The following is a 24,773-nucleotide window of genomic DNA, read 5'->3' as shown; positions in this document are numbered from 1 at the left end:
TTGATCTATTTTATTTATCCTTGTAGATAGAACGTTCTTTACCGTACCACCATCCGCCAAGCCCTTTTGCTAAAGCTGGTAATACATAGTAATCTAAACCAAGGAATCTTCCAGCACCGTTCATTAATGCGAAAGAAGCAGGTAACGCCCAGAATTTATCCCAGCCAAGCATAGCTGTTAAAGTAAACATTATTAGCATACTGATGCTTACAAAATTGAAAAGCCAAGTGAAAAGCCCAAGTACAAGTGCAATACCCATAATAAATTCTGCAAAACCAACCATCTGCTGCATTGCAATTGCCACTTCTGGAGTTGGCATCATAAGCTTCATGATTGCTGCAAACCAATCTGGCATTGATTGTAATACAGTAGGAGCAACTACGGTAGTCGTTTCAGAAGCGCCTTCTGCGGCTGCACTGGCACCTGTTGTTGCAGTTTGTAACCATTCGAAAGGCATTTTTACAGATTCACTTACAAGCCAAGAATCATCACCAACACTAAATTTGCCTGCTGCCCAGTTTGTTTCACCGAAAATCTTCTTACCGCCTTCTTCAATCCAGAACCAACCTAGGAATAGACGTAATGGGAAGCTCCAAATAACGTTTCCGTAGCGTGTTGTTACATCACGGAAGATATTTCGTTTGTCCTTTGTATGAAAAATCTCATGCTTAATATATTGCCAAATATAATATCCGCTTCCGATTGTTAGGAAATAATAGATATTAACCATATGCTTCATGAAGTTTGCTAACCAGCCGCTTAGACGCATACCGCTTAGGTTTGCTACACCATATCTTCCGCCGATTGAAACCATCGTACCATGGTATTTACCATGGAATGCCGTCTTTTCCCCGCCGCTGATTGCAGCAATGATGTTTTTCGCTGCTGTTGCACCTGTTTGTTCAGCTGCTTCAACGATTTGCGGAATCGGCTTGCCATCTTCTTCATAATAAGCTAAGTCACCGACAACATATGTGTCTTTTTTGCCTTCAGCTTCCATGTACTCGTTAACGATTAAGCGCCCAGCACGGCCTGATGACATTCCGTAATCCTTTGTATCGGAGTTAGCTTTAACACCAGCAGTCCAAATTAATGTATGTGTTGGAATTTCTTCGCCTGACTTTAATACAATGGATTCAGCTTTTACTTCAACAATTGGTGCGTTCTTTAAGATTTTTACACCTTGTTTTACTAAATAGCGTTCAGCTTTATCCGCATCTGTACGATCAAGCATATTTAAAATGGTTGGTGCAGCTTCTACTACGTATAATGTAAAATCCTCTTCATCCAGCTTGTATTCTCTCGCAAGCCCTGTTTTCCACTCAATTAATTCACCGACCATTTCAATTCCAGTAAAACCGGAACCGCAGACAGTAAAAGTCAGCATGGCTTTACGTGTTGCTGGATCTTGAACATTCGCTGCCTTGCGTACTGTATGCTCGATATGCTCACGTAATCTTACAGCTGCTTCCCATGACCAAAGCGTGAAACCATGCTCGCCGACACCAGGTGTTCCAAAGTCATTTGCCTCGCCGCCCATTGCTAAAACTACATAATCATATGGATAAGAGCCGTGCTCTGTTGTGATTACCTTTTTATCATGATCAACTTTCTTTACGTTATCTGTCACTAACTTAACTTTTGTACGGTTAAACAGTCTGCGTAAATCAAATTGGATATCTTTCGGTTCAACACGATTTGCAGCAACTTCATGAAGCTCTGTCATCATTACATGGTATGAATGGCGATCAATTAATGTAATTGATACTGAATCGTCACGTTTATATTTCTTTGCAAGTTTTTTGGCTGCATGTACACCGGCATAACCCGCACCGATGACAACTATCTTTTTCTCTGCCAATTGACTCATTCCCCTCTAAAAGTTGATATTAATTCTCATTGTGAATAAATGAACAACCACAACCTATATACTACACAGATTGATAGATACTGTCTATACTGTTCACTAAAAGTTAACAAAAATAGACATGTTCACGAAATGTATAAAAACTCTATAATTACCATAATAAAGTCTATATTTTCAGCGAAATAATCACATTTCTTTCTATCACTTCATTCAAAAACAGCCTTATATCACGCTCTTACTCCCATAGACATCTCATATAAAAAAAGCTATTATGAGTTTGTCCTATAATATAGGTAACTATGCATAATTGGAAGGTGGAGGGGAATTGCCTCCCACTACCCTCTGTACAACAGAGGTAAAAATTACCCTTTTATAGGACTTAAGGTCCAAGTGAATTTAGTATGCTATATAAAGGAGAATAATCATTAAGCAAAAAACAAAAACCTCATACCTGCACTAAAGTTGGAAATACTATCCCTATTAAATAGTAACGTTATTATCTGCAGAAATAATGATTTCACTCATACTAACATTCAATAAAAGCGTTAGAGACTTTGAGAAGGTCTTTTCGAAAAGAAAGGTTTGAATAATTATGAAGAAAAACAAACTCTTATCGATCCTATTGATATTCCTTTTATTTCTCTCCGGCTGTGCAGGGCAGGAAAAAGAAGCAAAGGAACCTAAACTACTGACAAGCCCATATAAGAAAACCGAATTTCTAATGGGAACAGTTGTTACCGTGAAAATTTATGACGAGGGAAAAGAAGAGGTTTTAGAGAAAGCCTTTGATCGTATAAAGTACTTGGCGGCACATATTACAGTAAATGAAAATGAAAAAAAGTCTGAGATTGATGAAGTCAACAGAAAGGCTGGCGTTGAACCGGTAAAAGTATCAAAGGATATTTATGAGCTGATTCAAGCTGGTGAGGCGTACAGCGTCGATACAAAGGGTAGTTTCGATATCTCAATCGGACCTCTGACAAATCTTTGGCGCATCGGCTTTCCTGATGCCCGAAAGCCAGAGCAGTCTGAAATTGATGCAGTACTGCCTTTAATCGATTATGAACAGGTTGAATTAAATAAAAAAGAACAAACAGTGTTTTTGAAGAATCCGGGAATGATGCTGGATTTAGGTGCAATTGCTAAAGGATTTATCACTGATGAAGTGGTTGAAGTGCTAAAGGCAAACAATGTAACTACAGCCATTGTTGACCTAGGCGGCAATATTTATGTCTTGGGAAATAATCCTTCAGGAAGAGACTGGACAGTTGGAATCCAAAACCCATTATTATCAAGAGGAGAAACCATTGGAAAAATTTCTGAAAAGAATAAGTCCATTGTTACCTCTGGTATTTACGAGCGTTACCTAGAAGTAGACGGAAAAACATATCATCATTTGTTAAATCCTGATGACGGCTATCCTTTTAACAATGACATTGCAGGTGTGTCGATTGTATCTGAAAAATCGATTGACGGCGACGGACTTTCAACCTCCCTTTTTTCAAAGGGAATTCAAGGTGGACTTGAATTTGTTGAGAACTTTAAAGGTGTGGAAGCTATCTTCATTAGTACCGATAATAAAGTGTATATCACTTCCGGATTAAAAAAGAACTTCGAGTTAACGAACGATGAATTTGAGCTGGCTAATTAAGGCCGGCTCCTTAAGGAGGAACATCTTATGTCACTGCGTACCTTTTTAAAACTCATCGAAATCCAAACAAAAGTGGCAAGCCTATTTCCATTCTTAGTAGGCTTGCTCTTTGTTGTATATCGATTTGAGACCTTTAAACCGTTAAATACAGTTATATTTTTTTCATCTATGCTAATATTCGATTTAACAACAACAGCTATTAATAATTATATGGATTATAAAAAAGCGACAACGGATGAATATCGTAAAAGAGAAAATATTATCGGACAGGCTAACATTTCTGTACGGTTAGTGAGAAATACCATTATTACCATGTTATTGATTGCAACAGCACTCGGCATTTGGCTTGTTTTTCGCACAGATCTCCTTGTCCTTTTCCTTGGTATCATTTGCTTTATTATCGGAGTCTTTTATACCTATGGGCCTGTTCCTATTTCCCGTATGCCGCTTGGTGAAGTTTTCTCCGGCGTCACAATGGGATTTGGAATCCTATTTTTAATAGTGTATGTAAATGCTTATGATCAGGGCATTGCAAATTTAATCTTAGATGGACACACGCTGACCCTTGGGATGAATCTTGCTCTATTGGGTGAAATTGTTTGGGTTTCCCTTCCGTGTATCTTCACCATTGCCAATATTATGTTAGCTAATAATATCTGTGATCTTGAGGATGATATTAAGAATTTACGCTTTACACTGCCATATTATATTGGTAAAAAAACAGCTATTGCTCTCTATAATGTGCTTTATATAGCTACATTTGTATCAATTTTGACGGCTGTATTATTTGATGTGTTACCGACAATTATGCTGCTTAGTCTATTAATTATCATTCCAGTATCGAAACATATAACTCTTTTTAATAAGAAGCAAATAAAATCTGAAACGTTTCATCTGGCCATTAAAAATTTAGTTTTGGTGAACGGCTCTATTATTATGATGATGGTCGTTTCTTTCATTATGTAAGGAGGTATTTTTTCATGCCAACACCTATTATTGAAGTGAATAATCTCATTTTTCGTTATGATCAACGTTTAGAAAAGGAAACATTATCAGATATTTCTTTTTCCATCGATAAAGGAGAATGGGTGGCAATTGTCGGACACAATGGTTCAGGAAAATCCACGCTCGCACAAATGCTTGTTGGCTTATTAGTACCGCAAAGCGGGCGTATCACCATTGCTGGACGGGAGTTGAACGACGATACAAAATGGGAATTGCGGCGTCGTATTGGCATGGTATTTCAAAATCCTGATAATCAATTCATTGGAACGACGGTTCAAGATGATGTGGCCTTTTGCCTTGAGAATCTGAATATGCCTTATGATGAAATGAAAACTAGAATTGATGAGGCACTTGAAATGGTCGAAATGTCTGCCTTCCGTGAGCACGACCCCTCCCGATTATCTGGGGGTCAAAAGCAGCGGGTTGCCATTGCAGGTGTTCTTGCCTTAAAGCCGGACGTGCTTGTTCTGGATGAAGCCTTAGTTATGCTTGATCCAAGGAGCCGTCGTGAGCTACTTGCCTCGCTGCAGCAGCTGAGGTCGACACAGAATATTACCATTATATCCATCACACATGATATGAACGAAGCTGCTTCGGCCGACCGCATTCTCATGCTCCGAGAGGGTCACATTGAGCGGTGCGGCCCGCCGCAGGACGTGTTTCAAGGAGAATTAGAATGGGAGCCCCCATTTGCTGAAAAGCTGCGGCGGACATTGCTGAAACGGAATCGCAGTGTTCCGAACAGCTATATGACAGAAGAAGAAATGGTGCATTGGCTATGGAAGTAAATTTCGAAAATGTATCTGCTGATTATCAACTTGGCCCGATTCGAAGCCCGTTAGTGCTTCATTCAGTCGATGTCAGGATAGAATCTGGCTCATATACAGCAGTCATTGGTTATACCGGTGCTGGAAAATCAAGCCTGTTAAAGGCTATGAATGGCTTGCTGCTTCCGAAAGAGGGTCAGATTACAGTTGGGGATTTAGTGATAAAACCAGATAAAAATAAGCATGCCTTAAAATCAATTCGGAAACGAGTCGGGATGGTGTTTCAATTCCCAGAATCACAATTATTTGCAGAAACGGTTGAAAGGGATATCTGCTTTGGACCAATGAACTTTGGTGTCTCAAAGGATGAGGCCAAGGAAATTGCAAAGCATGTAGTAGAGCAGGTTGGCCTAACGCAGGATATATTAACAAAGTCTCCGTTCTCCTTATCTGGAGGTCAAAAAAGGCGAATTGCGATTGCTGGGATACTGGCGATGCAGCCTGACATTTTAGTATTAGACGAACCAGGGGCCGGGCTGGACCCTAACGGCCGCAAGGAAATTATGGACCTAATAGCCTCCTGGCACAAGGATAGAGGGATGACTACTGTGCTTGTGACCCATGATATGGAGGATGTCGTTACATATGCAGATCGAGTTATTGTCATGGAGAAGGGTCAGATTGTGCGACATGACTATGTTGAAAAGGTGTTCGCCAACCAAGAGCAATTGGAAAAATGGCATCTTGATGTACCAGATGCACGGCGGTTCCAGCTGAATTTTGAAAAGAAAACAGGGATTGTTTTACCAAAGGTCTGTCTAACAGTAGAAGATCTTGCAGATGCTTTTATTGAGGTGGGATTAGCATGAATAAACTCATTTTAGGACGTTATTTTCCAGGTGACTCTTGGATTCATATGCTCGACCCCCGTTCAAAGCTGCTCGCTTGTATCTATTTTATCTTCGTTTTATTTTTAGCAAATAATTGGCAGACCTATGTGTTGCTTTGGATTTTCACGTTATTCGTTATGTATTTATCTAGCGTAAGCTTTAAAACGTACCTTCTTGGTGTCAGACCCCTCATATGGCTGATCCTTTTTACTGTTCTTTTACAAATATTATTTACCTCTGGCGGCACTATTTACATTGATTGGGGACCCATCACCATTTCCGAATTTGGGCTGACGAACGGCGTCTTTATCTTTTGCCGCTTTGTCATGATCGTCTTCGTCTCAACCGTCGTGACATTGACGACAAAACCAATTGACTTAACCGACGGTATTAATTCATTATTACGTCCGCTGCGTGCCCTCAAGGTTCCAGTAGATGAGTTAGCATTAATGCTCTCTATTTCTTTACGTTTTATCCCCAATCTGCTTGATGAAACCCAAAAGGTAATGGACGCCCAGCGTGCAAGAGGCACTGAATTCGGTGAAGGCTCTCTACTTAAGCAAATGAAAACATTAGTACCGGTTTTGCTTCCCCTCTTTGTAAGCTCATTAAACCGCGCGGAAGAGCTGGCAAATGCAATGGAGGTTAGGGGCTACCAGTCAGGAGAAAAGCGCTCAACGTTTCGCAAATTAACCTGGCAAAAGCGTGATACCTTATGCTTACTGCTCATGCTGGTGCTCACCGTCGGATTAGCGGTATTTAGAGCAGATGGAAGCATTCTTCATTAATATCATTTCTAAACTAAAAAAGAGGGTGATCAGTGCGATCCCCTCTTTTTTATTCAATTTGAAAAGTGACCGAGTACAATAGCGGACATTTTTGCATATAGTTATAAAACGACTTTTCCCTTTAATACAGCTCCTGACGAGCAAAGAAGTCCATCAAAAACAGATAAAATAGATTTTGTGTTGGCAGAAGCTGACGATGCCGTGGAATGATAACACCGACCGTCCGGGTTACATTCGGCTCAATCACTGGAATCTTTACAGTTGAACGTGGCGGATTATCAAGAATTGTGACCTCTGGAATGATGGTTACTCCTAGACCCGCAGAAACAAGACCTTTAATCGCATCAATATCCTCACCCTCGAATGATACATTTGGTTGAAAACCAAGCTTCGCACAAGCATCTACTATCACTTCACGTAAAATGAACCCTTCTGGAAACAAAATAAATGAGTCATCTCTCAGTTGATTTAATGTTAACGAGGCCTCACCTGCAAGCGGATGGTCCTTTGGCAGTATGGCAACGAGCTCCTCTGTAAAAAAGATGCTTCCTTTTACCTTTTTTTCATTCATCGGTACAGGTCCTAGCAGCGCCATATCTATTTCGCCTCTTGCAACGAGTTCTATTAGAGGATAGTATGCTCCCTGCTTCAGCTGGAACTTCACATGTGGATAGCGCTCACGAAAGGCAGAAATAGCCGTCGGCATTGTATGAGTGGCTAAACTGCTCGGAAATCCAATTCGAATGGTCCCGTGCTCAGGATCCAAATACTCAGATACCTGGCGCCGCGCATTATCTAGAATCGTGACTGCCTCCTCCATTTGTTCAAGAAACATTCTTCCAATCGGCGTCAGCTTTACGTTTCTGCCTTCACGAATAAACAAATCAACACCAAGCTCCGATTCCAGGTTAAATATTTGCCTGCTAATTGCTGATTGAGCCACATGCAAATGGACCGCTGCATCTGTTACATGTTCCCTTTTCGCTACTTCAATAAAGTATTGAATTTGTCTAAGTTCCATATCCTGTTACTCCTTTATCCATCTAATATCACGATGGCATTGATTGTTCAAAATATATACACAATTTACATTTTGTTAAATTTTGTTAAATTTTATAAGGAAATTGCCATTTTTTATTAAAATGTTGTGCGTTTTCATACAATTATAGCATTAAATATTTTTTTCTTATAGTATTGTTAGATATTATATCGTATTGGCATCAGTTTAATCTAAATTATATATTGTTAAGATTACTTCAGGATTATAAAATATGATTGTAATTGACAAACTGAATAAATAAAGATTTTATTAAATATTAATACCACTCAAATTTATATATCATGAAAGGATGATTATAGTGCCAACATCTACAGAAGTAAAAGGCGCACAATATGTGCAACAAGTATTTGAAGCTGTTAAAAAACGCAATCCTAACGAAAGCGAATTCCATCAAGCAGTGAAAGAAATCCTAGATTCTCTTGCACCTGTTTTCGATAAGCATCCACATTATATGGAACAAGGCGTATTGGAGCGCATTGTTGAGCCTGAAAGACAAATTATCTTTCGAGTACCATGGGTAGATGACCAAGGTAAGGTACAGGTTAACCGCGGTTTCCGTATTGAGTTCAACAGTGCAATCGGACCATACAAAGGCGGATTACGTTTCCACCCATCAGTTAATGCCAGCATCATTAAATTCTTAGGCTTTGAACAAATCTTCAAAAACTCTTTAACAGGCCAGCCAATCGGTGGCGGTAAAGGTGGATCTGATTTCGATCCTAAAGGCAAATCTGATGCTGAAATTATGCGTTTCTGCCAAAGCTTTATGACAGAGCTTTCTAATCATATCGGACCTGACACTGACGTTCCTGCTGGTGATATCGGTGTTGGCGGAAGAGAAATCGGCTATATGTTTGGCCAATACAAAAGACTTCGCAATGCCTTCCATGCTGGCGTATTAACTGGTAAACCAGTTGGCTTCGGCGGAAGCTTAGCACGTACAGAAGCAACTGGCTATGGTGCAGTTTATTTTGTACAAGAAATGTTAAAAGACAACGGTCTTGATTTCCAAGATAAAACAGTTGTTGTATCTGGCTCAGGTAACGTATCAATCTACGCAATGGAAAAAGCAATGCAATTAGGTGCAAAAGTAGTTGCATGCTCTGATTCTAACGGTTATATTTACGACAAAAACGGTATTAACCTTGATACAGTCAAGCGTCTAAAAGAAGTTGAGAGAAAACGTATCAGCGAATATGTAACAGAGCATCCAGAAGCAGATTATTTCGAAGGCTGTGAAAACATCTGGTTAATCCCATGTGATATCGCACTTCCTTGTGCAACACAAAACGAAATTGATGAAACTTCTGCGAAAATTCTTGTTACTAACGGCGTAAAAGCTATCGGTGAAGGTGCTAACATGCCTTCTACATTAGAAGCAATCGAAGTATTCCTTTCAAATGGAGTTCTTTTCGGACCTGCAAAAGCAGCTAATGCCGGCGGTGTAGCAGTTTCCGCACTAGAAATGGCACAAAACAGCGCAAGAATTTCTTGGACATTTGAAGAAGTAGATGCAAAATTACATGAAATCATGGTAAACATCTACCGTAACAGTAAGAATGCTTCTGAAGAATATGGTCACCCAGGCAACCTAGTAGTTGGATCCAACATCGCTGGATTCCTAAAAGTTGCAGATGCTATGATCTCTCAAGGTATCATCTAATACTGCTTAAACAAAAGCCCATCATCACTAGCATAGTGATGATGGGCTTTTTCACATTAACGGAGTGGGGGACAGTCCCCCAGTGCATTAATGCAGTGAAGGGACTGTCCTTTTTATTTATGAGGCACACCTCGAGGCTATCCTCATGGGAGATCAATAAAAAAAGGAAGCACATAGGTGCCTCCCTTTTTTTATTGATTCATCTTCGCAAGGAAGCCGCCAAGTAGGTCATCAACGTCCAGTTCCTCGGCATCATCTTCTGCTTCCGTTTCCTCCGCTTCCTGTTGTTTCGCACTTTCCCAATCAAAACTACCTAAATCATCATCAAAGTCCTGTAACGGGTCACCTAGAGCTATTTCTTCACTATCTAAGTCCTCATTGAATGGTTCCTCTTTTGCAGCGGAAACACGCGAAAATCCCACTTCTTCTTGAAGATATAACGCCTCGTCTATATCCAAACTGCTGCTATTAAAGGATGCTAACAAGGATGAGGCACGAACAGGATCTGAAATAAGCTGGTAGATAATGCTGCCCAACAGCGCTTCCGAGTGCTCATGCTTCAGCCAGTCTCTTTGTACTTTCGTTAAGCTTTTCGGAAGCGGAATCGTAACCATTTCTCTGTCTCGTAAGGAAGAGCTGTTAACTCCTTGTACAACGAAGTCAGCGATTTTACTTGAAAAATTCCTTCGCTCTATTTCCTTTAATCTCGTCAATTGTTTTAATATATGGTCTGGTGTGTCAGAAGGGATTCGAAAGGATATCGTTTGTCCCCTCGTAATCTCATTTGCCGAAGTCCTTTTCATTTAATCACCTTATTTTACATTTACAGGTTTTCTCATATCTCCTGGTTTAGACTCTACCGCTTTGGCCTTTACCTTCTCCTGCTTGCGAGTGAAATCAGTAATAAGCTTGTAATAAGCATTTGCCATCATCCAGATGCTTTCCTTCTCATCCTCAAAGAAATCGATATTATAGCCGTCTAAGCTGTTATTAAGAGTTTTTAAATAATCTTTAAGTACATTGGATCCACCGCCAACAAAATAGCAGATTTCTGTTTGAGAGTTCTTCTGCCATGTATTACGTAATAAACGATATTGTTTTTTAGCCAAATCAAGCAGGATTCGATCAGTAATATCATGAACGCTTGTACGGCTGCCCTTTACCATAATATGATTACGGTCATGCTTTTTCGTTAATATTTCTACCACATCTCTGCGGCTGTCTAGTTCAACACCATGCTTCATTCTTATTTCTTCACGAATCTGCTCTAACGATTCAGAAACACCTAAATTAAAGCCTTGCGCTTTATCATCGTCAACATTTCGGTTTTTAATAACAGCAATATCCGTTGATAGTCCACCAATATCCTGAATGAGAATACGCTTATCAATCAATTCTTTATTAATAATATTTAAATTGTTATCCATTACTAGGTTAATATAAGCTGCAAACCCCTCTGGATACACCTTTACTTCTTCAAACTTTAGATTAACCTTAATACCTTGGTACTTTGGCGTAACTAAAAATTCAACCTGGTGCACAGAGCTTAGTAATCTTGAGCGATAACCTGCATCTTTCCCTTCTTTTACTTCACGAAGAGGAAGACCTGTTCCTAATGTATATAATGCATCAATGATATTTCCATTCTTTTTGAAGATTTGTGCGTTTTCATCTCTTACAGCGTCCATTGCTAACGTAGTAAAAAGCATAACTAATGTTTGATCTTCTTCTGATTTGCTGCTTCCTGGGTCTAGCTCCGTTGTATTATTACTCTTAGTAGCTAGGTTACCAACACGGTAAATCACATTATTCTCTTTTAAAGCAGGGGAGTGTACTCGTACGTGAATTCCGTCCAGCGGATTTTTACTATTCAATTCTTCAATCCCGATAACTGGGCGGTCTTCAATATCTCTTGCAATAATATTCGGTATATTTAATTCAAAGTCTAGTGTTCCAAAAATAGCTTTAATAGAATCATTACCAACATCAACAGCGGCAATTCTCGAATTTGACATCAACATTCTTCCTTTCTTTTCCCAAAAATTAGGATACAAATAAATCTACTAAAGATCTAGTTTGTGTCCTTTAAGATTACACAAGATTGGTAGGTTTTTCAATATTTGAAAGTGAAAAGTAACAAAAGTGTAATAAGCAAACATTCTTTGTTTACAAGTATATATGCTTACAATACATGTATACAAGTAACGCAATTTTGTTTACATGTTGATTTATAGCGGTATATACGTATTTGTTCGCATGCAAACTCTTTTGTTTACAAGTATACAATTTTCAAAAACAAACGCATACATGATTGTATACTTGTAAACAAAATTGTATATATTGATTTTTAGATACTAGATTTAACTAAATATACTCTGACTACCTCTTTGATAGACTAAATTGACAATGTAATTATTTGTAAGTTATTAGGAAAGTAGAAAAATACCTCGCGAAGTAAATACTAGCTATCAGTTCATATAATAACCATAATCAAACTCAGTTATTTCTAGAGTATAAGCCTCTCGATCATACTAACTACCTTCCTAGAGTTCTCTTCATAAAGTGGTAAAACGAAACTGATATGCCCTTCGACATATTTATTAAAGCCACTTCCCGGCTCCCGCAACTACAGCCACATGCCACTATATTAAATCAGCAAACTCTTCATGCCTTAACCTTCTGGTACAAAATTATCATCCAAATAAAAGGTCGTATACAATCTTCAAATTGCTTCCTATTATTTTGACAGCTATCGCAAATGGTAAATGTAACACTCTGTGCCTTACACCTTGTTACGAGAGCATCCTAGACATTGCAGCCCCAGTTAAAGGTAACTATAGCTTCTGAAAGGCAGAAAGCAGACCTCAATAGTCCAAATGAAACTGAATCAAATGAACTCGATAATAATTTCAAGTAACGTAACTAACTACAAATCCAACACTCGCCAGCCCGCCACACTAAGAATTCGAAACAGGATACATAATACATTTCCGAAAACTTTTGTACTTTTTTTGAATTAAGGAAAAAACTAATCTACTCTTTTTTGTCAGATCGGATCGCATTATAGCAAATTATTAAAAATGGTTATTATCGTTTTTGTATTTTTCCAAAACTTACCTTCGCAAAAGGATATACGGTTCACAAAGTATCGATAGGGTCTCATGAGAAATCCAGTTAATTAACTGACTATTCTTTCACAGTTGTTGACATAGAGTAGTCCGGCAAGAAGCTCTTTTCTATTAGTATGAGAGAAATCTCATACTGGATATCCCCGAATACATCATTTGATAAATCTGGATCTCCATCCAGTTCAGTCTTCATCATAGGCTTTCCTCATTTATCAAACACATCAGCGGTTCGACAAGATCTGTCTTCCTTTTGAATTAAACAAAGACTTCAATTCAAATCCCTTAACTACTCCGTTCTGTTTTTATAAAATTTCATGCAGCTTCCCTTGACTGAGGAATTCCATAAAAATATGAATGTTTATGAATTTGTGGGCCCTCAGCAGCCATCTTTGCAAAGCTTTCACGAAACAAAGGGGGAGGGGGAGGGGAATGTTGTTTGAGATTCCTTTGTGCTTAATATACCTCATATAGTAACTGCTACTTTACTCACTTTATTAATAGTGTTAAAAGTATTGATTCGCATACACGCATACAATACTTGTACACAATCATTACAAATTTGCATACATGTTGATATATAGGCATGCATGCGAGTTCGCATACAAATAAACAGTTTTGTATACATGCAAACACATAACGTAAGCAATTGTATGCTTTTTGCATACATGTTTACAAATTAATATGCTTGTAAACAAAATTGTAAATATCGTTTTTTTTGAAAAAAATAATCTGATTGTTTCCCCTTTTCGACGTCTATCAGATTTTGATAGGTGATGTCTTTATTTGTAAAATATATGCATTAACAAAAAAAGCCTGCTGCACTTTTCAAGAAAAGCAGCAAGCCCTTTTAACTATAGAGGATTACTAATAGATATTATTATTTAAAAAGATTTAACTTCTCAATTCTAAGAACTGCTTCTTCTAAGCGATCCTCATCAAGCAATAGACCGACCCTGATATAGCCTTCACCATATTTCCCAAATCCATTACCAGCAGCAACAACAACATCTGCCTTATCCAGTAATAAATCAGCAAACTCCTCGCTTGTATAACCCCCTGGAACAGGCAGCCAAACAAAGAAAGAACCCGATGAAGCTTCTACATTCCAGCCTATTCTTTGACAGGCTGCTACAAAAGTATCTCTTCGTTTTTCATAGCGCGCTACTAGTTCATTAACGCACTGCTGATCCTCTGTCAGCGCGGCAACAGCAGCCAGCTGAACAGCGGGAAAAAGGCTGCAATACAAATGATCCTGAATCAAATTGATTGCTTCAATAATCTCAGCATTTCCAACCGCAAAACCAACACGCCAGCCTGCCATATTATAGGTTTTTGATAATGTGTACATCTCAATACCAACATCCTTCGCACCTTCTGCTTCAAGAAAACTAATTGGCTTTTTACCGTCAAAGCCAATCGCGCCATAAGCAAAATCATGCAAAATTGTTACATCATTTTCCCTCGCAAATCTGACTGTTTCTTCAAAGAATGCCCTGTCTGCTGTTGCACCGGTTGGATTGTTTGGATAATTTAAATACATTAAACGAGCTGCTTTTTTTTGCGCTTCTGTAAACCTAGAATAGTCCGGTAAGAACTTATTTTCCGCTAATAGTGGAAACGTTTCGTACTGTACATTTCCAAGCACAACACCTGATAAATAATCAGGATAGCCCGGATCAGGCAGCAGCATCAATTCATCCTCATTTAAAAGACACATCGGTAATTCGACAAGGCCAGTCTTGGTTCCGAATAAAATAGCAACCTCTGTTTCAGGATTCAAGTCAACACCATACTGCTTTTTATAAAAATCACAGGCTGCTTCCTTTAATTGCGGAAGTCCGCGAAACAATGAGTATTTATGTGTCTGAGGATCCTCAGCAGCCTTCTGTAAGGCCTTTACAATATGAGGAGGTGTCGGCTGGTCCGGATTACCCTGTCCAAGGTTTATAATATCCCTTCCCTCTGCAATTGCCTTATTTACTTTGTTTACTAATGTTGAAAAAAATTGTACCGGCAGCTTCTTTAATCGATCAGAATAATTCATGCAAAAACCCCTCTTTTATGAAATACCTTAGACAAATTAGAAATATATATATAATCCCTGTTAACATGTTTGTTGATTTCCGTTCAAGAAACTTCGCTTTCCGCGGGCGACCGCCGAGCCTCCTCGACACTACGTGTCTGCGGGGTCTCGCCTGTCTCGCTTCTCCCGCAGGAGTCTTCGTGCCTTCCACTCCAATCAATCATGTTGTTTCATAAAGACTAATAAATTGATTGCGATTTTATGTAAGATTCTATAATCTTTAAAGTAACTTGTCTAGCGGTGGTGAAAAAAATGAAAATAGCTGTAGTGCAAATGGATATTGAATTTGGCCAACCAGAAAAGAACTTTGCAAAGGTAGAGAAATATACAGAAGAAGCAGCAAAGAACCATACAGATGTGATCATTTTCCCAGAAATGTGGAATACCGGCTATGCCTTGAAACAGCTTGAATCGCTTGCAGATGCAGACGGGATACACACAAAAGAACTATTCTCAAAACTGGCAAAAAAGTATCATGTCAATATTGTAGGCGGCTCTGTTGCAACCAAGAATCAGGACAAATTCTATAATACAATGTATATTGCTGACCGAACTGGAATGATTATTTCTGAATACAGTAAGGCCCACCTTTTTAAATTAATGGATGAGCATCAGTATATGAATGCCGGACACAAGCTTAATACATTCGAATTAGATGGGATTACATGCGGTGGCGTGATTTGTTATGATTTACGCTTTCCTGAATGGATTCGTTCACATGTATTAAGAGGAGCAAAGATTATGTTCATACCAGCAGAATGGCCAACACCAAGGATTGACCATTGGCAAATTCTATTACAGGCACGCGCCATTGAAAATCAATGCTTTGTCGTTGCTGTCAACCGTGTCGGATCAGATCCGGGAAATACCTTTAATGGCCACTCTATGGTCATCGCTCCATGGGGTGAACTCCTTATCAGTGGCCACACCGAAGAAGGAATCTACTATACTGATATAAATTTGCAGGAAGTCGATAGCGTTCGAAGTACAATCCCTATCTTCCAGGATAGAAGAACAGACTTATACAACTAGCCTATCCAACTATGAATATTTATTTTCTTAAAAAAGTAAAAATTATATATTGACAGATGATTGAATAATTAGTACTATACTAAACATAACTTAATAAATAACTTATCCAGAGCGACCGAGGGAGAAGGCCCTATGACGTCCGGCAACCCCCATAATGGGAAGGTGCCAATTCCTCCAGAATGACTTTCATTCTGAAAGATAAGTCGAAATAATAGATCGTGTTTCGATGCCTCTTTCAATTGAAAGAGGCTTTTTTTTTTGAAAAAGTTAAATCTTCCGAACGTAACGAAGACTGATTATCGACTAAAGCCATCTAAGTCAATAGGTATAATAATTTTAAAAAAGAGGAGGGGATCCTATGATAAAGATTCAAAATCTTACAAAGATTTATCAAACGAAGAGCGGGGCTGTTAAGGGTGTAGATAATGTATCCCTATCCATTCAAGAAGGAGAAATCTATGGAATCGTTGGCTATTCAGGGGCTGGAAAAAGCTCATTGCTCCGCTGTATCAACCTTTTAGAGCGGCCATCAACAGGCACTATTTCTGTAAATGGAAAAGACCTGACTAAATTAAATAGTGAAGGCTTACGCCAAGCGCGCTTGAAAATCGGAATGATCTTTCAGCACTTCCATTTAATCAGCCAAAAAACAGTCTATGAAAATATTGCTTTCTCATTAAAAGCCGCTAAAACTCCGGCTAATCTAATCAATAAACGAGTAGAAGAGCTTCTGGAAATGGTTGATCTTTCAGACAAAAGAGATGTCTTCCCTTCTCAGCTCAGCGGCGGTCAGAAGCAGCGTGTAGGCATAGCAAGAGCATTGGCAAATAACCCCTCCGTCCTCTTGTGTGATGAGGCTACCTCAGCTCTAGACCCGACTACAACAAGATCTATCCTGGAGCTCTTAAAAAAGATTAATAGAGAATTAAACATCACGATTGTTTTAATTACCCACGAGATGAATGTTGTAAAGGAAATCTGTCATCGTGTGGCCATTATGCAAAAAGGAAAAGTCATCGAGGAAGGCCCTGTCTATGATATTTTCTCTAACCCGCAGACAGAGCTGGCAAAGGAATTTATTAAGAGCGTTGTATCCTTCGACATTCCAGAGATTATTTTACAAAAATGCAAAGGCATGATTGTTAAAGTCACGTTTAAAGGCGATGTAGCTGGAGAAAGTGTTATTTCCGATACATTGCAAAAGTTTAACGTAAATGGAAACTTCCTTCACGGTTCAATTGAGTACATAGGAGAAGCACCACTAGGGATCTTCATTATGGAGCTTAATGGGGCAAAAGAAGAAATTGAAAAATCAATCAAGTTTATTGAAAGTCGAACAGCACAGGTGGAGGTGATTCAGAATGGCATTTGACTTCAACCATCTCATTGAACTTATTCCTGACATTAATACTGCTTTTTTTCAAACGATTTACATGATTGGAATTTCACTGCTTATTGCAATTGTCATTGGTCTTCCAATCGGAATTCTTTTGTATGTAACTGATAAAGAGCTGTTCTGGGAAAACCGCACCGTGCAAAATGTATTAGGCTTTATTGTCAATATGGTTCGCTCCATCCCATTTATCATATTACTGGTTGCGTTAATTCCTTTGACAAAGGCCCTAGTTGGGACAACCATTGGACCGACAGCAGCAAGTGTATCCCTATCTGTTGCCGCGATTCCATTTTTTGCTCGAATAGTGGAAACAGCTCTACGGGAAATCGATAAAGGTGTCATTGAGGCAGCCATTGCGGCTGGCGCCACTCCTTGGATGATCATCAAGGATGTTCTGCTTCTTGAGGCTAAGTCAGGTATTATTTCAGGTATTACACTAACCCTAATCAGCTTAATAGGTTTTTCAGCCATGGCCGGAACTGTCGGCGGCGGCGGTATCGGTGATCTAGCCATTCGCTTTGGTTATTACCGCTACGATAACACCATTATGATTGCAACAGTCGTCATTTTAATCGTATTAGTACAGGTCATTCAATTGCTTGGAGATTTTATCTCAAAAGCTGTCGATAAAAGATAAGAAGAAAGAAGGAGAAACTTATGAAAAAATGGTTTATTGGATTTATTTTATTACTAGCAGCAACAGTCCTCGCAGCATGCGGCGGCAGTGAAGAAAAGACTGAAACAAAAGATACAGCAGCTACAGAATCAAAGGAAATTAAATTTGGTGCTACGGCAGGCCCTTACAGTGACATGGTTTCAAAAATTATCAAGCCAGCCTTAGAAGAAAAAGGCTACAAAGTAGAACTAGTTGAATTTAGTGACTATATCCAGCCAAATAATGCATTAGATACTGGTGATATTGATGCCAACCTATTCCAGCATACAATTTATCTTGAAAACTTTGCGAAAGAAAACAAGATGGATTTAACTGCTTTAATCTCTGTACCAACTGCGCCAATGGGTCTTTATTCTAACAACTTTAAATCATTGGATGAAATTAAAGACGGAGCAACTGTTGCGATTCCAAACGACCCAACCAATGCAGCACGCGCATTTAATACGCTTCAGGATGCAGGCTTGATTACAGTAAGTAAGGATGCAGATCCGCTGACTGTTTCTGAAAAAGACATTGCGGAAAACAAGAAAAACCTTAAATTCCAGCCAATTGAAGCAGGCCAGCTGCCACGCGCAGTTGAAAGTTCTGATCTATCAGCAGTTCCTGGTAACTTCGCTATAGCAGCAGGCATGAATCTTCTTGACGCCCTTCAGCTTGAGAACATGGATGATAAATATCGCAATATCGTCGCTGTGAAAACAGAAAACAAGGATTCTCAACTTGCAAAGGACATTAAAGCAGTTGTTGAGTCAGAGGAATTTGAAAAGGCGATTGATGAGGATTTCAAAGGCTTTGGAAAACCAACTTGGATGACGAAATAAATGACCTTATGCCTCTATCTTTATCCGATAGAGGCTTTTTTTAAAACAGAAAGGATCCCCCCACATTTTTAAAAAGGAGATTCAGATAATGGAAACGATATATGTACATGGAGCGCCCGGTGAATATGTACTCCAAAAAGGAGTTTTGAATCAATTAGAAGATAAATTAGTAGAGCGCGGCCTTCAAAAGGCTCTTATTGTTCACGGCCAAAAGTCATGGAAAGCAGCAAGCCCGTTTTGGCCTACTCTGACAAAGATACAGACCACGGAGTATATTTATAATGGAGAGAATTCTATAACAGAAATCGAAACGGTCGCCAGACTTGCTTCTGAGGGAGGCTTTGAAACCATTATTGGTGTCGGCGGCGGTAAGGTCCTTGACCTGGCTAAATCAGCTGGACATCTTACACACATGCCGGTTATTCTAATCCCTACCCTATCATCAAATTGTTCACCATGGACACCTGTAAGTGTCATATATGATGATTCAGGAAAATTCCTTCGTTTTGATGTATACCCTGTCGCAGCCTCTCTCGTCCTTGTCGAGCCTCTCATTCTCCTGCAAGGTCCGTTTGATATGCTTATTGCCGGCATTGCTGATACCCTTGCAAAGTGGTACGAAGCAGATGTGCAAATGGCTGCAATGGAGGACAAATCCGTTCCATTAGAAATTTGTTATTACACGGCAAAGCAATGTAAAGACGTACTACTAAAGCATTCAGAAGGCGCGGTAATTGCAGCCAAAACGGGCATCTTAAACAATGATTTCATCAAAGTGGCTGAAGCCATTATTATGCTCGGGGGCATGGTTGGAGGATTTGGCGATCATTACGGAAGGGTTGCAGGTGCGCACGCTGTACATAATGGACTAACGGTTCTGAAAGAAACACATCATGCTCTTCATGGAGAAAAAGTCGCTTATGGAATCCTTGTGCAGCTTGTGTTAGAAAACAAGTGGAAGGAAATTGACGCCATTCTTCCATTTTATCGACAGTTAGGGATTCCATTATCCTTAGAAAACTTAGGAGTTCAGCAGATCACAGAAGAAAAGGTACGTCAGGTTGCAGAAAAAACCGTTGTACCAGAGGAATCTATTCATTTACTACCAGGTGAAATGACTATAGAAACTGTCAGCCTCGCGATAACTGAATTGGAAAATTATATTCATGCAGTCGTTTCTTAAACATAAAAAAAGCTTACTATCAGACACATTTGTCCAACGGTAAGCTTTTTCTATGTGAATCTATTAAACGCTCTCAGCCACTGACTTCTGACGCTTTCCAAATCGCTGATCCACTGCAAGCAGCTTGCTGCCATTGATAATGATAAAGACAGCCATTGCTAGTAATGCTACATCTAATTCGTAACCTGCACCTTGGCCATTACCTAAAAACCCCATTGCTAATTTTACCTTTAACGTAGCCCCAAGCATTAAAACAGCCAGTAAAGCGGAAATCACTCTGCTTCCAAGACCAATAATTAAAGCTAGTCCGCCTACTAATTCAACAATTGCTACAGCATATGCTAATCCCCCAGGTAACCCGATACTTGCAAACCAGCCAACCGTATTTTCAATACCGCCTTGGAATTTCACTAAACCATGGATAAAGAATGTAACCCCTAATACTACTCGTAAAATCAATGCCCCTATTTCAACGTTTTTCATTTTGTTTCTCCTCCTGTTTTCCTTTTATTTGTATTTTTTTAATTTCTATTTAAACTATTATCCAAATTGCCAAACACTATGACTTAGATTCCCATATCGATAGCTGCGGTGAATCAGCCGTGCCTTTTTTGCATCATCAGCTGCACCCATCGCGTAAAACAGAGGAATAAAATGTTCCTTTCCATACGGCGGAACAGCAATCGCAGCATTCGGTGCTAATGACTCATAATTAAATAGTGACTCTGTATCCCAGCTTTTCATATGCTGTTCAATCCACTGGTCAAAGCCCTCTGCCCACTGCTCAGTTCCTTTTCCGTCCATTACCCACTTAACAGCTCGAAGATTGTGCACGGTTCCCCCGCTGCCTATAATCAAAATATCCTGTTCCCTTAATGCTGAGAGTGACTTTCCAATCTGATAATGCTGCTCAGGCTTCAGATGCTGATTGACTGACATTGAAATCACTGGGATATTCGCATCAGGGTATAGCATACGCAGCACGACCCAAGCACCATGATCCAATCCTCTCTTAGAGTCCACCTCAAATGGGATTCCATTCTTCGAGAAGGCATCTTTTATTTCCTCGGTAATGTTTTGATTTCCCTTTGCCGGATACTTAATTCTGTATAAAGCTTCCGGGAAGCCGCCAAAGTCATAGATCGTATCGAATTCCTCTACATCACTAACCATTTGCACAGGACTCTCCCAATGGGCTGAAAAGAGGACAACCGCCTTAGGCCTTGGCATTGCCGTTCCCAGCTGATTCAAAAACTGTGTGTACTCATTATTTTCAATTGCAAGCAGCGGCGCTCCATGAGCGATAAAAAGTGATGGCATCATGATTCTTACTCCCCCTCTTCGATCCCGCTTTTAGCGAGTATCCATTTGATAAAGTCTTGTTGATTTTGTATTGAAACAGTATGCTGCTCCTTGTAAGAACAAAAGGTCACATCAGCTCCCAGCTGTCTAAAGTATTCCTGGGCCTCTACACCCCACTCATACGGCAGGATTTGGTCTAATTCTCCGTGTGAAATAAAAACGGAAAGCTCATTAACCGGTTTGATTTCATAATCCTCCGAAACAATCTTCGGAATATATCCGCTTAGTGCAACAATTCCCTTTATTTTCTTTCCTAACGTCAAAGCAAGTGACATCGAAAGAATCGCACCTTGGCTAAAGCCGAGTAAAAACAATTGTTTCTTATCGATCGGATATCGATCTGAAGCATACTCAAGAAATTGCGTCAGCTGGCTCAGCGACTGTTTAAACACGTCGCGATGCGGTTTACCGTAACCCTCTATCGTGAAAAAAGCAAAACCTGGAGGATGAGAAATTGGTCCGCGAATACTAAAAATGAAAAACTTTTCTTCTAATCCAGCAGTTAATGGAAACATATTTTGTTCATTGCTTCCGATACCATGAATTAAAAACAAAGCAGGATATACTTTATTTGGATCAACTGTTTTTGGCTTGAGAAGATCATAGACCATTGGTGCATCCATACTCCGTCATCCCTTTCCATTGTTGTTGTTTTCAAATATGAATATTTGTTGTTTATAAGATAACAATATACAGTATAGATTGTCAACGATTATTTTGTTAATATAGAATTAAGTTTTCTATTAAGAAACATCCGAGGTGATTACATGGATATAGGCTCAAAGGTTCGCGCGATACGTAATAGAAAAAAAATCACCATTGCCCAAATGTGCGAGGGTACTGGACTTTCAAAGGGATTCGTCAGCAATTTGGAGAACAATCATACATCCCCTTCCATTAGTACCTTGCAAACAATAGCTAATTTTCTCGAAGTGCCATTGCCTTATTTATTGCTAGAAAAGCAGCAACATATGCGTGTTGTGAAAAAAAATGAAAGAACCTATTCAACACATAATAGTTTGAAGGTCGAACATATAGGATCGAAGGATGGTCTGCGCATGATGATGATTGAATTTCCACCTGGTGCCTCAATGGGTACACCCAACGCTCATGAGGGAAAGGAAATTCATTTAGTTTTAGAAGGAAAGGTTGAAGCTCAGCAGGGTGAGGATATCGCTATTTTAGAGGAAGGCGATTCATTCAGCTGGAATGCCTGTGTACCACATTTTGTGAGAAATATTGGGGATAAAAAGGCAGTTATCTTAGTTTCGGTTTATTCAGAAACGGACCTGAATAATATTTATTGATTTAAAAGGGGATAGCTGCTATTCTCTTTTACTTATAATTATTCTACATATATAGGTCGAATAATCCTTTTTTTAACCGCTATTAACTAAATACAAAAAAGCCTATCATTAGTAAATGATCCCCTTTATAGAAGGGTTAATACACTGATGGTAGGCTTTCCTTATTCTGTTCATTTTTAATGCTTTAGATCATTATGAAGCCAAATGGTAAAATCCTCTTGATTCTTCAAAGAAATGATATGTCCCTCCTGGTAGGAGTAGAAGGATACGGAAGCGTTCATTTCATTGAAATACTCCTGCGCCGCAACGCCCCATTGATACGGCAGGACAGGGTCCTTTTCGCCATGTGAGATAAATACGGAAAGACCGTCAACAGGCTTTCTATCATACTCCTCCAGAACAAATTGCGGGATATAGCCGCTTAATGCCGCAATCCCCTTTAGTTTATGTCCCAGGGTTAAAGCAAGCGTCATGGAGATAACTGCTCCTTGGCTAAATCCTAGGAAGTACAGGCTGGTTGCATCGATAGGATACTCTTCTAAAGCATAGTCAATAAATCTCGAAATCAGCTTTATCCCTTCGTCAAAGCCCCCCCGGTCCGGCTGACCATACACTTTAAAGGTAAAAAAGGAATAGCCTGGAGGCTGTGGAATATGGCCTCTTACGCTAAAAATAAAAAAGTCCTTCTCTAATCCACTGACAAGGTCAAACATATTATGTTCATTACTGCCTTTTCCATGAATTAAAAATAAGGCTGGATATTTTTTATTAGGAATTATTCGTTTTGGCCGTCTTAATTCATAGATCATAGGTGCACTCATAATCACTATCATCCCTTCAAAAACCAATATATAATCATCTCTTTCATTATCTCAAATCTAGTAGAAATATCTGTGAGAAAAGTGTTACGGCTTATTTTTAATAGAATATACCGTTTAAATAGTGGAATATCTGACCATACTGCTCCTAACAAACAAGCAAGGGGCAGTCCAACATGTTAGCATACAATGATTTTGGCAGCGGCATACCGCTTGTTCTTATCCATGGCCTAGGTAGCAGAAAAGAAGCCTGGTGCCCGCAATATGAGCTGGCAGAGCACTTTCGGTTAATTATTCCCGATTTAAGAGGGCACGGGGAAACTGGTTTAGATAACAATATAACCGTTCGAAATTTCGCGAAGGACATTATCAAGCTATTAGATTATTTATGTATCCCATCAGCCTTTATCGGTGGATTATCATTAGGAGGGATTGTTGCCCAAGAGCTATATAAGCAGCGTCCTGAACTTGTAAGAGGGTTAATTCTCTCGAATACTACATCGTATATTCCGTCTTTGCTGGCTTTTCAGAGTATTACATCTGCTTCTATACAGTTGAGGAAGGGACGGCGCGAAAAGCTGGTAGATCAAATTGTTAAGACATCCTTATACGATCACTCCTATCAAGAAGAGGCGATAGATGCCTTTTATATTAGAGATACCTATCTGAAATCGGCCTGGGCTCCCGTAGGGGTCAACTATTTTCCGATTCTGCCTACTATCAAGAAACCGGTATTGCTAATCGGCAGCACACATGACCGAGTAACTCCTTATGCCAACATCTTTCTCATGCGGACTTATATCAGGAATGTCCGCACGGCTTTATTAAAAAAAACAGGGCATTTAAGTAATATTGAAAGAAAGGAGGAGTTTAATCAATATATTCGAGATTTTATTTACACGAATGCATGCTGATTTTGTTGATTTAGGGACATTTGCTGAAGCAGGATTATGCATTTTGTCCTTTAGATGCCTTATGAAAGACATTTCATGCTCGGTTTCCCTGCATACCGTCCTTTAGATGCCTTATGAAAGACATTTCATGCTCGGTTTCCCTGCATACCGTCCTTTAGAAGCCTTATGAAGGACATTTCACGCTCAGTTTCCCTGCATACCGTCCTTTAGAAGCCTTATGAAGGACATTTCATGCTCGGTTTCCCTGCATACCGTCCTTTAGAAGCCTTATGAAAGACATTTCACGCTCGGTTTCCCTGCATACCGTCCTTTAGAAGCCTTATGAAAGACATTTCACGCTCGGTTTCCCTTCATACCGTCCT

General features: G+C 39.4%; 23 protein-coding genes and 1 riboswitch. Of the genes, 13 read left to right on the top strand and 10 right to left on the bottom strand.

Features of this window, described 5'->3' with window-relative positions; translation table 11 throughout:
* Positions 1 to 10 precede the first annotated feature (10 nt).
* Complete coding sequence (locus ACHUFV_RS22635; protein ID WP_394238110.1) at positions 11 to 1,861, bottom strand: FAD-dependent oxidoreductase; 1,851 nt, start codon at positions 1,859 to 1,861, stop codon at positions 11 to 13.
* A 598-nt stretch (positions 1,862 to 2,459) separates the two neighbouring features.
* Here ACHUFV_RS22635 and ACHUFV_RS22630 point away from each other — a divergent pair.
* From ACHUFV_RS22630 to ACHUFV_RS22610, 5 genes are read left to right on the top strand one after another with little or no spacing between them, the layout of a single operon-like run.
* Positions 2,460 to 3,518: an FAD:protein FMN transferase gene (locus ACHUFV_RS22630; protein ID WP_394238108.1), complete on the top strand. Its 1,059-nt coding sequence runs from the start codon at positions 2,460 to 2,462 to the stop codon at positions 3,516 to 3,518.
* 27 nt (positions 3,519 to 3,545) lie between these two features.
* Positions 3,546 to 4,484, top strand: coding sequence for a 1,4-dihydroxy-2-naphthoate polyprenyltransferase (menA, locus tag ACHUFV_RS22625; protein WP_394238106.1), 939 nt, complete (start codon positions 3,546 to 3,548; stop codon positions 4,482 to 4,484).
* Between the two features lie 14 nt (positions 4,485 to 4,498).
* Entirely contained in the window at positions 4,499 to 5,311 is an 813-nt protein-coding gene (locus tag ACHUFV_RS22620) for an energy-coupling factor transporter ATPase (protein ID WP_394238104.1), read from the top strand.
* On the top strand, positions 5,302 to 6,159 hold the full coding sequence (locus tag ACHUFV_RS22615) for an energy-coupling factor transporter ATPase (RefSeq protein WP_394238102.1): 858 nt from the start codon (positions 5,302 to 5,304) through the stop codon (positions 6,157 to 6,159). The genes ACHUFV_RS22620 and ACHUFV_RS22615 overlap by 10 nt, the downstream gene beginning before the upstream one ends.
* Entirely contained in the window at positions 6,156 to 6,968 is an 813-nt protein-coding gene (locus tag ACHUFV_RS22610) for an energy-coupling factor transporter transmembrane component T family protein (protein ID WP_394238100.1), read from the top strand. Before ACHUFV_RS22615 ends, ACHUFV_RS22610 begins: the two co-directional genes overlap by 4 nt.
* 121 nt (positions 6,969 to 7,089) lie before the next feature.
* Here the strand turns inward: ACHUFV_RS22610 and ACHUFV_RS22605 are convergent, their stop codons facing one another.
* Positions 7,090 to 7,989, bottom strand: a complete 900-nt coding sequence (locus ACHUFV_RS22605) for a LysR family transcriptional regulator (RefSeq protein WP_394238098.1) — start codon at positions 7,987 to 7,989, stop codon at positions 7,090 to 7,092.
* Between the two features lie 328 nt (positions 7,990 to 8,317).
* Here ACHUFV_RS22605 and gdhA point away from each other — a divergent pair, with 328 nt between their 5' ends.
* Positions 8,318 to 9,691 (top strand): NADP-specific glutamate dehydrogenase, encoded by a 1,374-nt coding sequence (gdhA, locus tag ACHUFV_RS22600; protein ID WP_394238096.1) that lies wholly within the window; start codon positions 8,318 to 8,320, stop codon positions 9,689 to 9,691.
* Positions 9,692 to 9,882: 191 nt separating this feature from the next.
* On the opposite strand, the gene ACHUFV_RS22595 is transcribed toward gdhA, so the two are convergent.
* The 4 genes from ACHUFV_RS22595 to ACHUFV_RS22580 form a co-directional block, all read right to left on the bottom strand.
* Positions 9,883 to 10,494, bottom strand: coding sequence for a hypothetical protein (locus ACHUFV_RS22595; protein WP_394238094.1), 612 nt, complete (start codon positions 10,492 to 10,494; stop codon positions 9,883 to 9,885).
* Between the two features lie 9 nt (positions 10,495 to 10,503).
* Entirely contained in the window at positions 10,504 to 11,706 is a 1,203-nt protein-coding gene (locus ACHUFV_RS22590) for an Alp7A family actin-like protein (protein WP_394238092.1), read from the bottom strand.
* A gap of 1,171 nt (positions 11,707 to 12,877) precedes the next feature.
* Positions 12,878 to 13,015 (bottom strand): hypothetical protein, encoded by a 138-nt coding sequence (locus tag ACHUFV_RS22585; protein WP_394238090.1) that lies wholly within the window; start codon positions 13,013 to 13,015, stop codon positions 12,878 to 12,880.
* Positions 13,016 to 13,696: 681 nt separating this feature from the next.
* Entirely contained in the window at positions 13,697 to 14,863 is a 1,167-nt protein-coding gene (locus tag ACHUFV_RS22580) for a pyridoxal phosphate-dependent aminotransferase (protein WP_394238088.1), read from the bottom strand.
* Between the two features lie 291 nt (positions 14,864 to 15,154).
* Here ACHUFV_RS22580 and ACHUFV_RS22575 point away from each other — a divergent pair, with 291 nt between their 5' ends.
* The 5 genes from ACHUFV_RS22575 (at position 15,155) to ACHUFV_RS22555 (ending at position 20,010) form a co-directional block, all read left to right on the top strand.
* Complete coding sequence (locus tag ACHUFV_RS22575) at positions 15,155 to 15,934, top strand: carbon-nitrogen family hydrolase (RefSeq protein ID WP_394238086.1); 780 nt, start codon at positions 15,155 to 15,157, stop codon at positions 15,932 to 15,934.
* Positions 15,935 to 16,033: 99 nt separating this feature from the next.
* Positions 16,034 to 16,139, top strand: a riboswitch (SAM riboswitch).
* 153 nt (positions 16,140 to 16,292) lie between these two features.
* Positions 16,293 to 17,306, top strand: coding sequence for a methionine ABC transporter ATP-binding protein (locus ACHUFV_RS22570; protein WP_394238084.1), 1,014 nt, complete (start codon positions 16,293 to 16,295; stop codon positions 17,304 to 17,306).
* The gene (locus ACHUFV_RS22565) at positions 17,296 to 17,967 is read left to right on the top strand and encodes a methionine ABC transporter permease (RefSeq protein WP_394238083.1); all 672 of its coding nucleotides are present in this window, start codon (positions 17,296 to 17,298) and stop codon (positions 17,965 to 17,967) included. Before ACHUFV_RS22570 ends, ACHUFV_RS22565 begins: the two co-directional genes overlap by 11 nt.
* Positions 17,968 to 17,987: 20 nt before the next feature.
* A complete protein-coding gene (locus ACHUFV_RS22560) occupies positions 17,988 to 18,827 on the top strand; it encodes a MetQ/NlpA family ABC transporter substrate-binding protein (RefSeq protein WP_394238082.1) in 840 nt (279 codons plus the stop codon).
* An 88-nt stretch (positions 18,828 to 18,915) separates the two neighbouring features.
* Entirely contained in the window at positions 18,916 to 20,010 is a 1,095-nt protein-coding gene (locus ACHUFV_RS22555; protein ID WP_394238080.1) for an iron-containing alcohol dehydrogenase family protein, read from the top strand.
* Between the two features lie 63 nt (positions 20,011 to 20,073).
* Here the strand turns inward: ACHUFV_RS22555 and ACHUFV_RS22550 are convergent, their stop codons facing one another.
* Genes ACHUFV_RS22550 through ACHUFV_RS22540 form a run of 3 tightly spaced genes read right to left on the bottom strand, consistent with a single transcriptional unit; the run spans position 20,074 to position 21,995 of the window.
* On the bottom strand, positions 20,074 to 20,493 hold the full coding sequence (locus ACHUFV_RS22550) for a DoxX family protein (RefSeq protein ID WP_394238078.1): 420 nt from the start codon (positions 20,491 to 20,493) through the stop codon (positions 20,074 to 20,076).
* 57 nt (positions 20,494 to 20,550) lie between these two features.
* Positions 20,551 to 21,333 carry a dioxygenase family protein gene (locus ACHUFV_RS22545; protein ID WP_394238076.1) on the bottom strand — a complete coding sequence of 261 codons (783 nt, stop codon included), beginning with the start codon at positions 21,331 to 21,333 and terminating at the stop codon, positions 20,551 to 20,553.
* Between the two features lie 5 nt (positions 21,334 to 21,338).
* Positions 21,339 to 21,995, bottom strand: a complete 657-nt coding sequence (locus ACHUFV_RS22540) for an alpha/beta hydrolase (protein ID WP_394238074.1) — start codon at positions 21,993 to 21,995, stop codon at positions 21,339 to 21,341.
* A 144-nt stretch (positions 21,996 to 22,139) separates the two neighbouring features.
* On the opposite strand from ACHUFV_RS22540, the gene ACHUFV_RS22535 reads away from it, so the two are divergent.
* Complete coding sequence (locus ACHUFV_RS22535) at positions 22,140 to 22,679, top strand: helix-turn-helix domain-containing protein (protein ID WP_394238072.1); 540 nt, start codon at positions 22,140 to 22,142, stop codon at positions 22,677 to 22,679.
* 176 nt (positions 22,680 to 22,855) lie between these two features.
* Here the strand turns inward: ACHUFV_RS22535 and ACHUFV_RS22530 are convergent, their stop codons facing one another.
* Positions 22,856 to 23,512 carry an alpha/beta hydrolase gene (locus ACHUFV_RS22530; RefSeq protein ID WP_394238070.1) on the bottom strand — a complete coding sequence of 219 codons (657 nt, stop codon included), beginning with the start codon at positions 23,510 to 23,512 and terminating at the stop codon, positions 22,856 to 22,858.
* A 161-nt stretch (positions 23,513 to 23,673) separates the two neighbouring features.
* Between ACHUFV_RS22530 and ACHUFV_RS22525 the strand changes: the two genes are divergently transcribed.
* Positions 23,674 to 24,411, top strand: coding sequence for an alpha/beta fold hydrolase (locus ACHUFV_RS22525; protein WP_394238069.1), 738 nt, complete (start codon positions 23,674 to 23,676; stop codon positions 24,409 to 24,411).
* Positions 24,412 to 24,773 lie beyond the last annotated feature (362 nt).

It is taken from the genome of Niallia oryzisoli, assembly GCF_043641075.1.
GTDB lineage: Bacteria > Bacillota > Bacilli > Bacillales > Cytobacillaceae > Bacillus_BD > Bacillus_BD oryzisoli_A.
The sequence above is the reverse complement of the archived record's forward strand: the minus strand, read 5'-3'. Positions and strand labels throughout refer to the sequence as shown.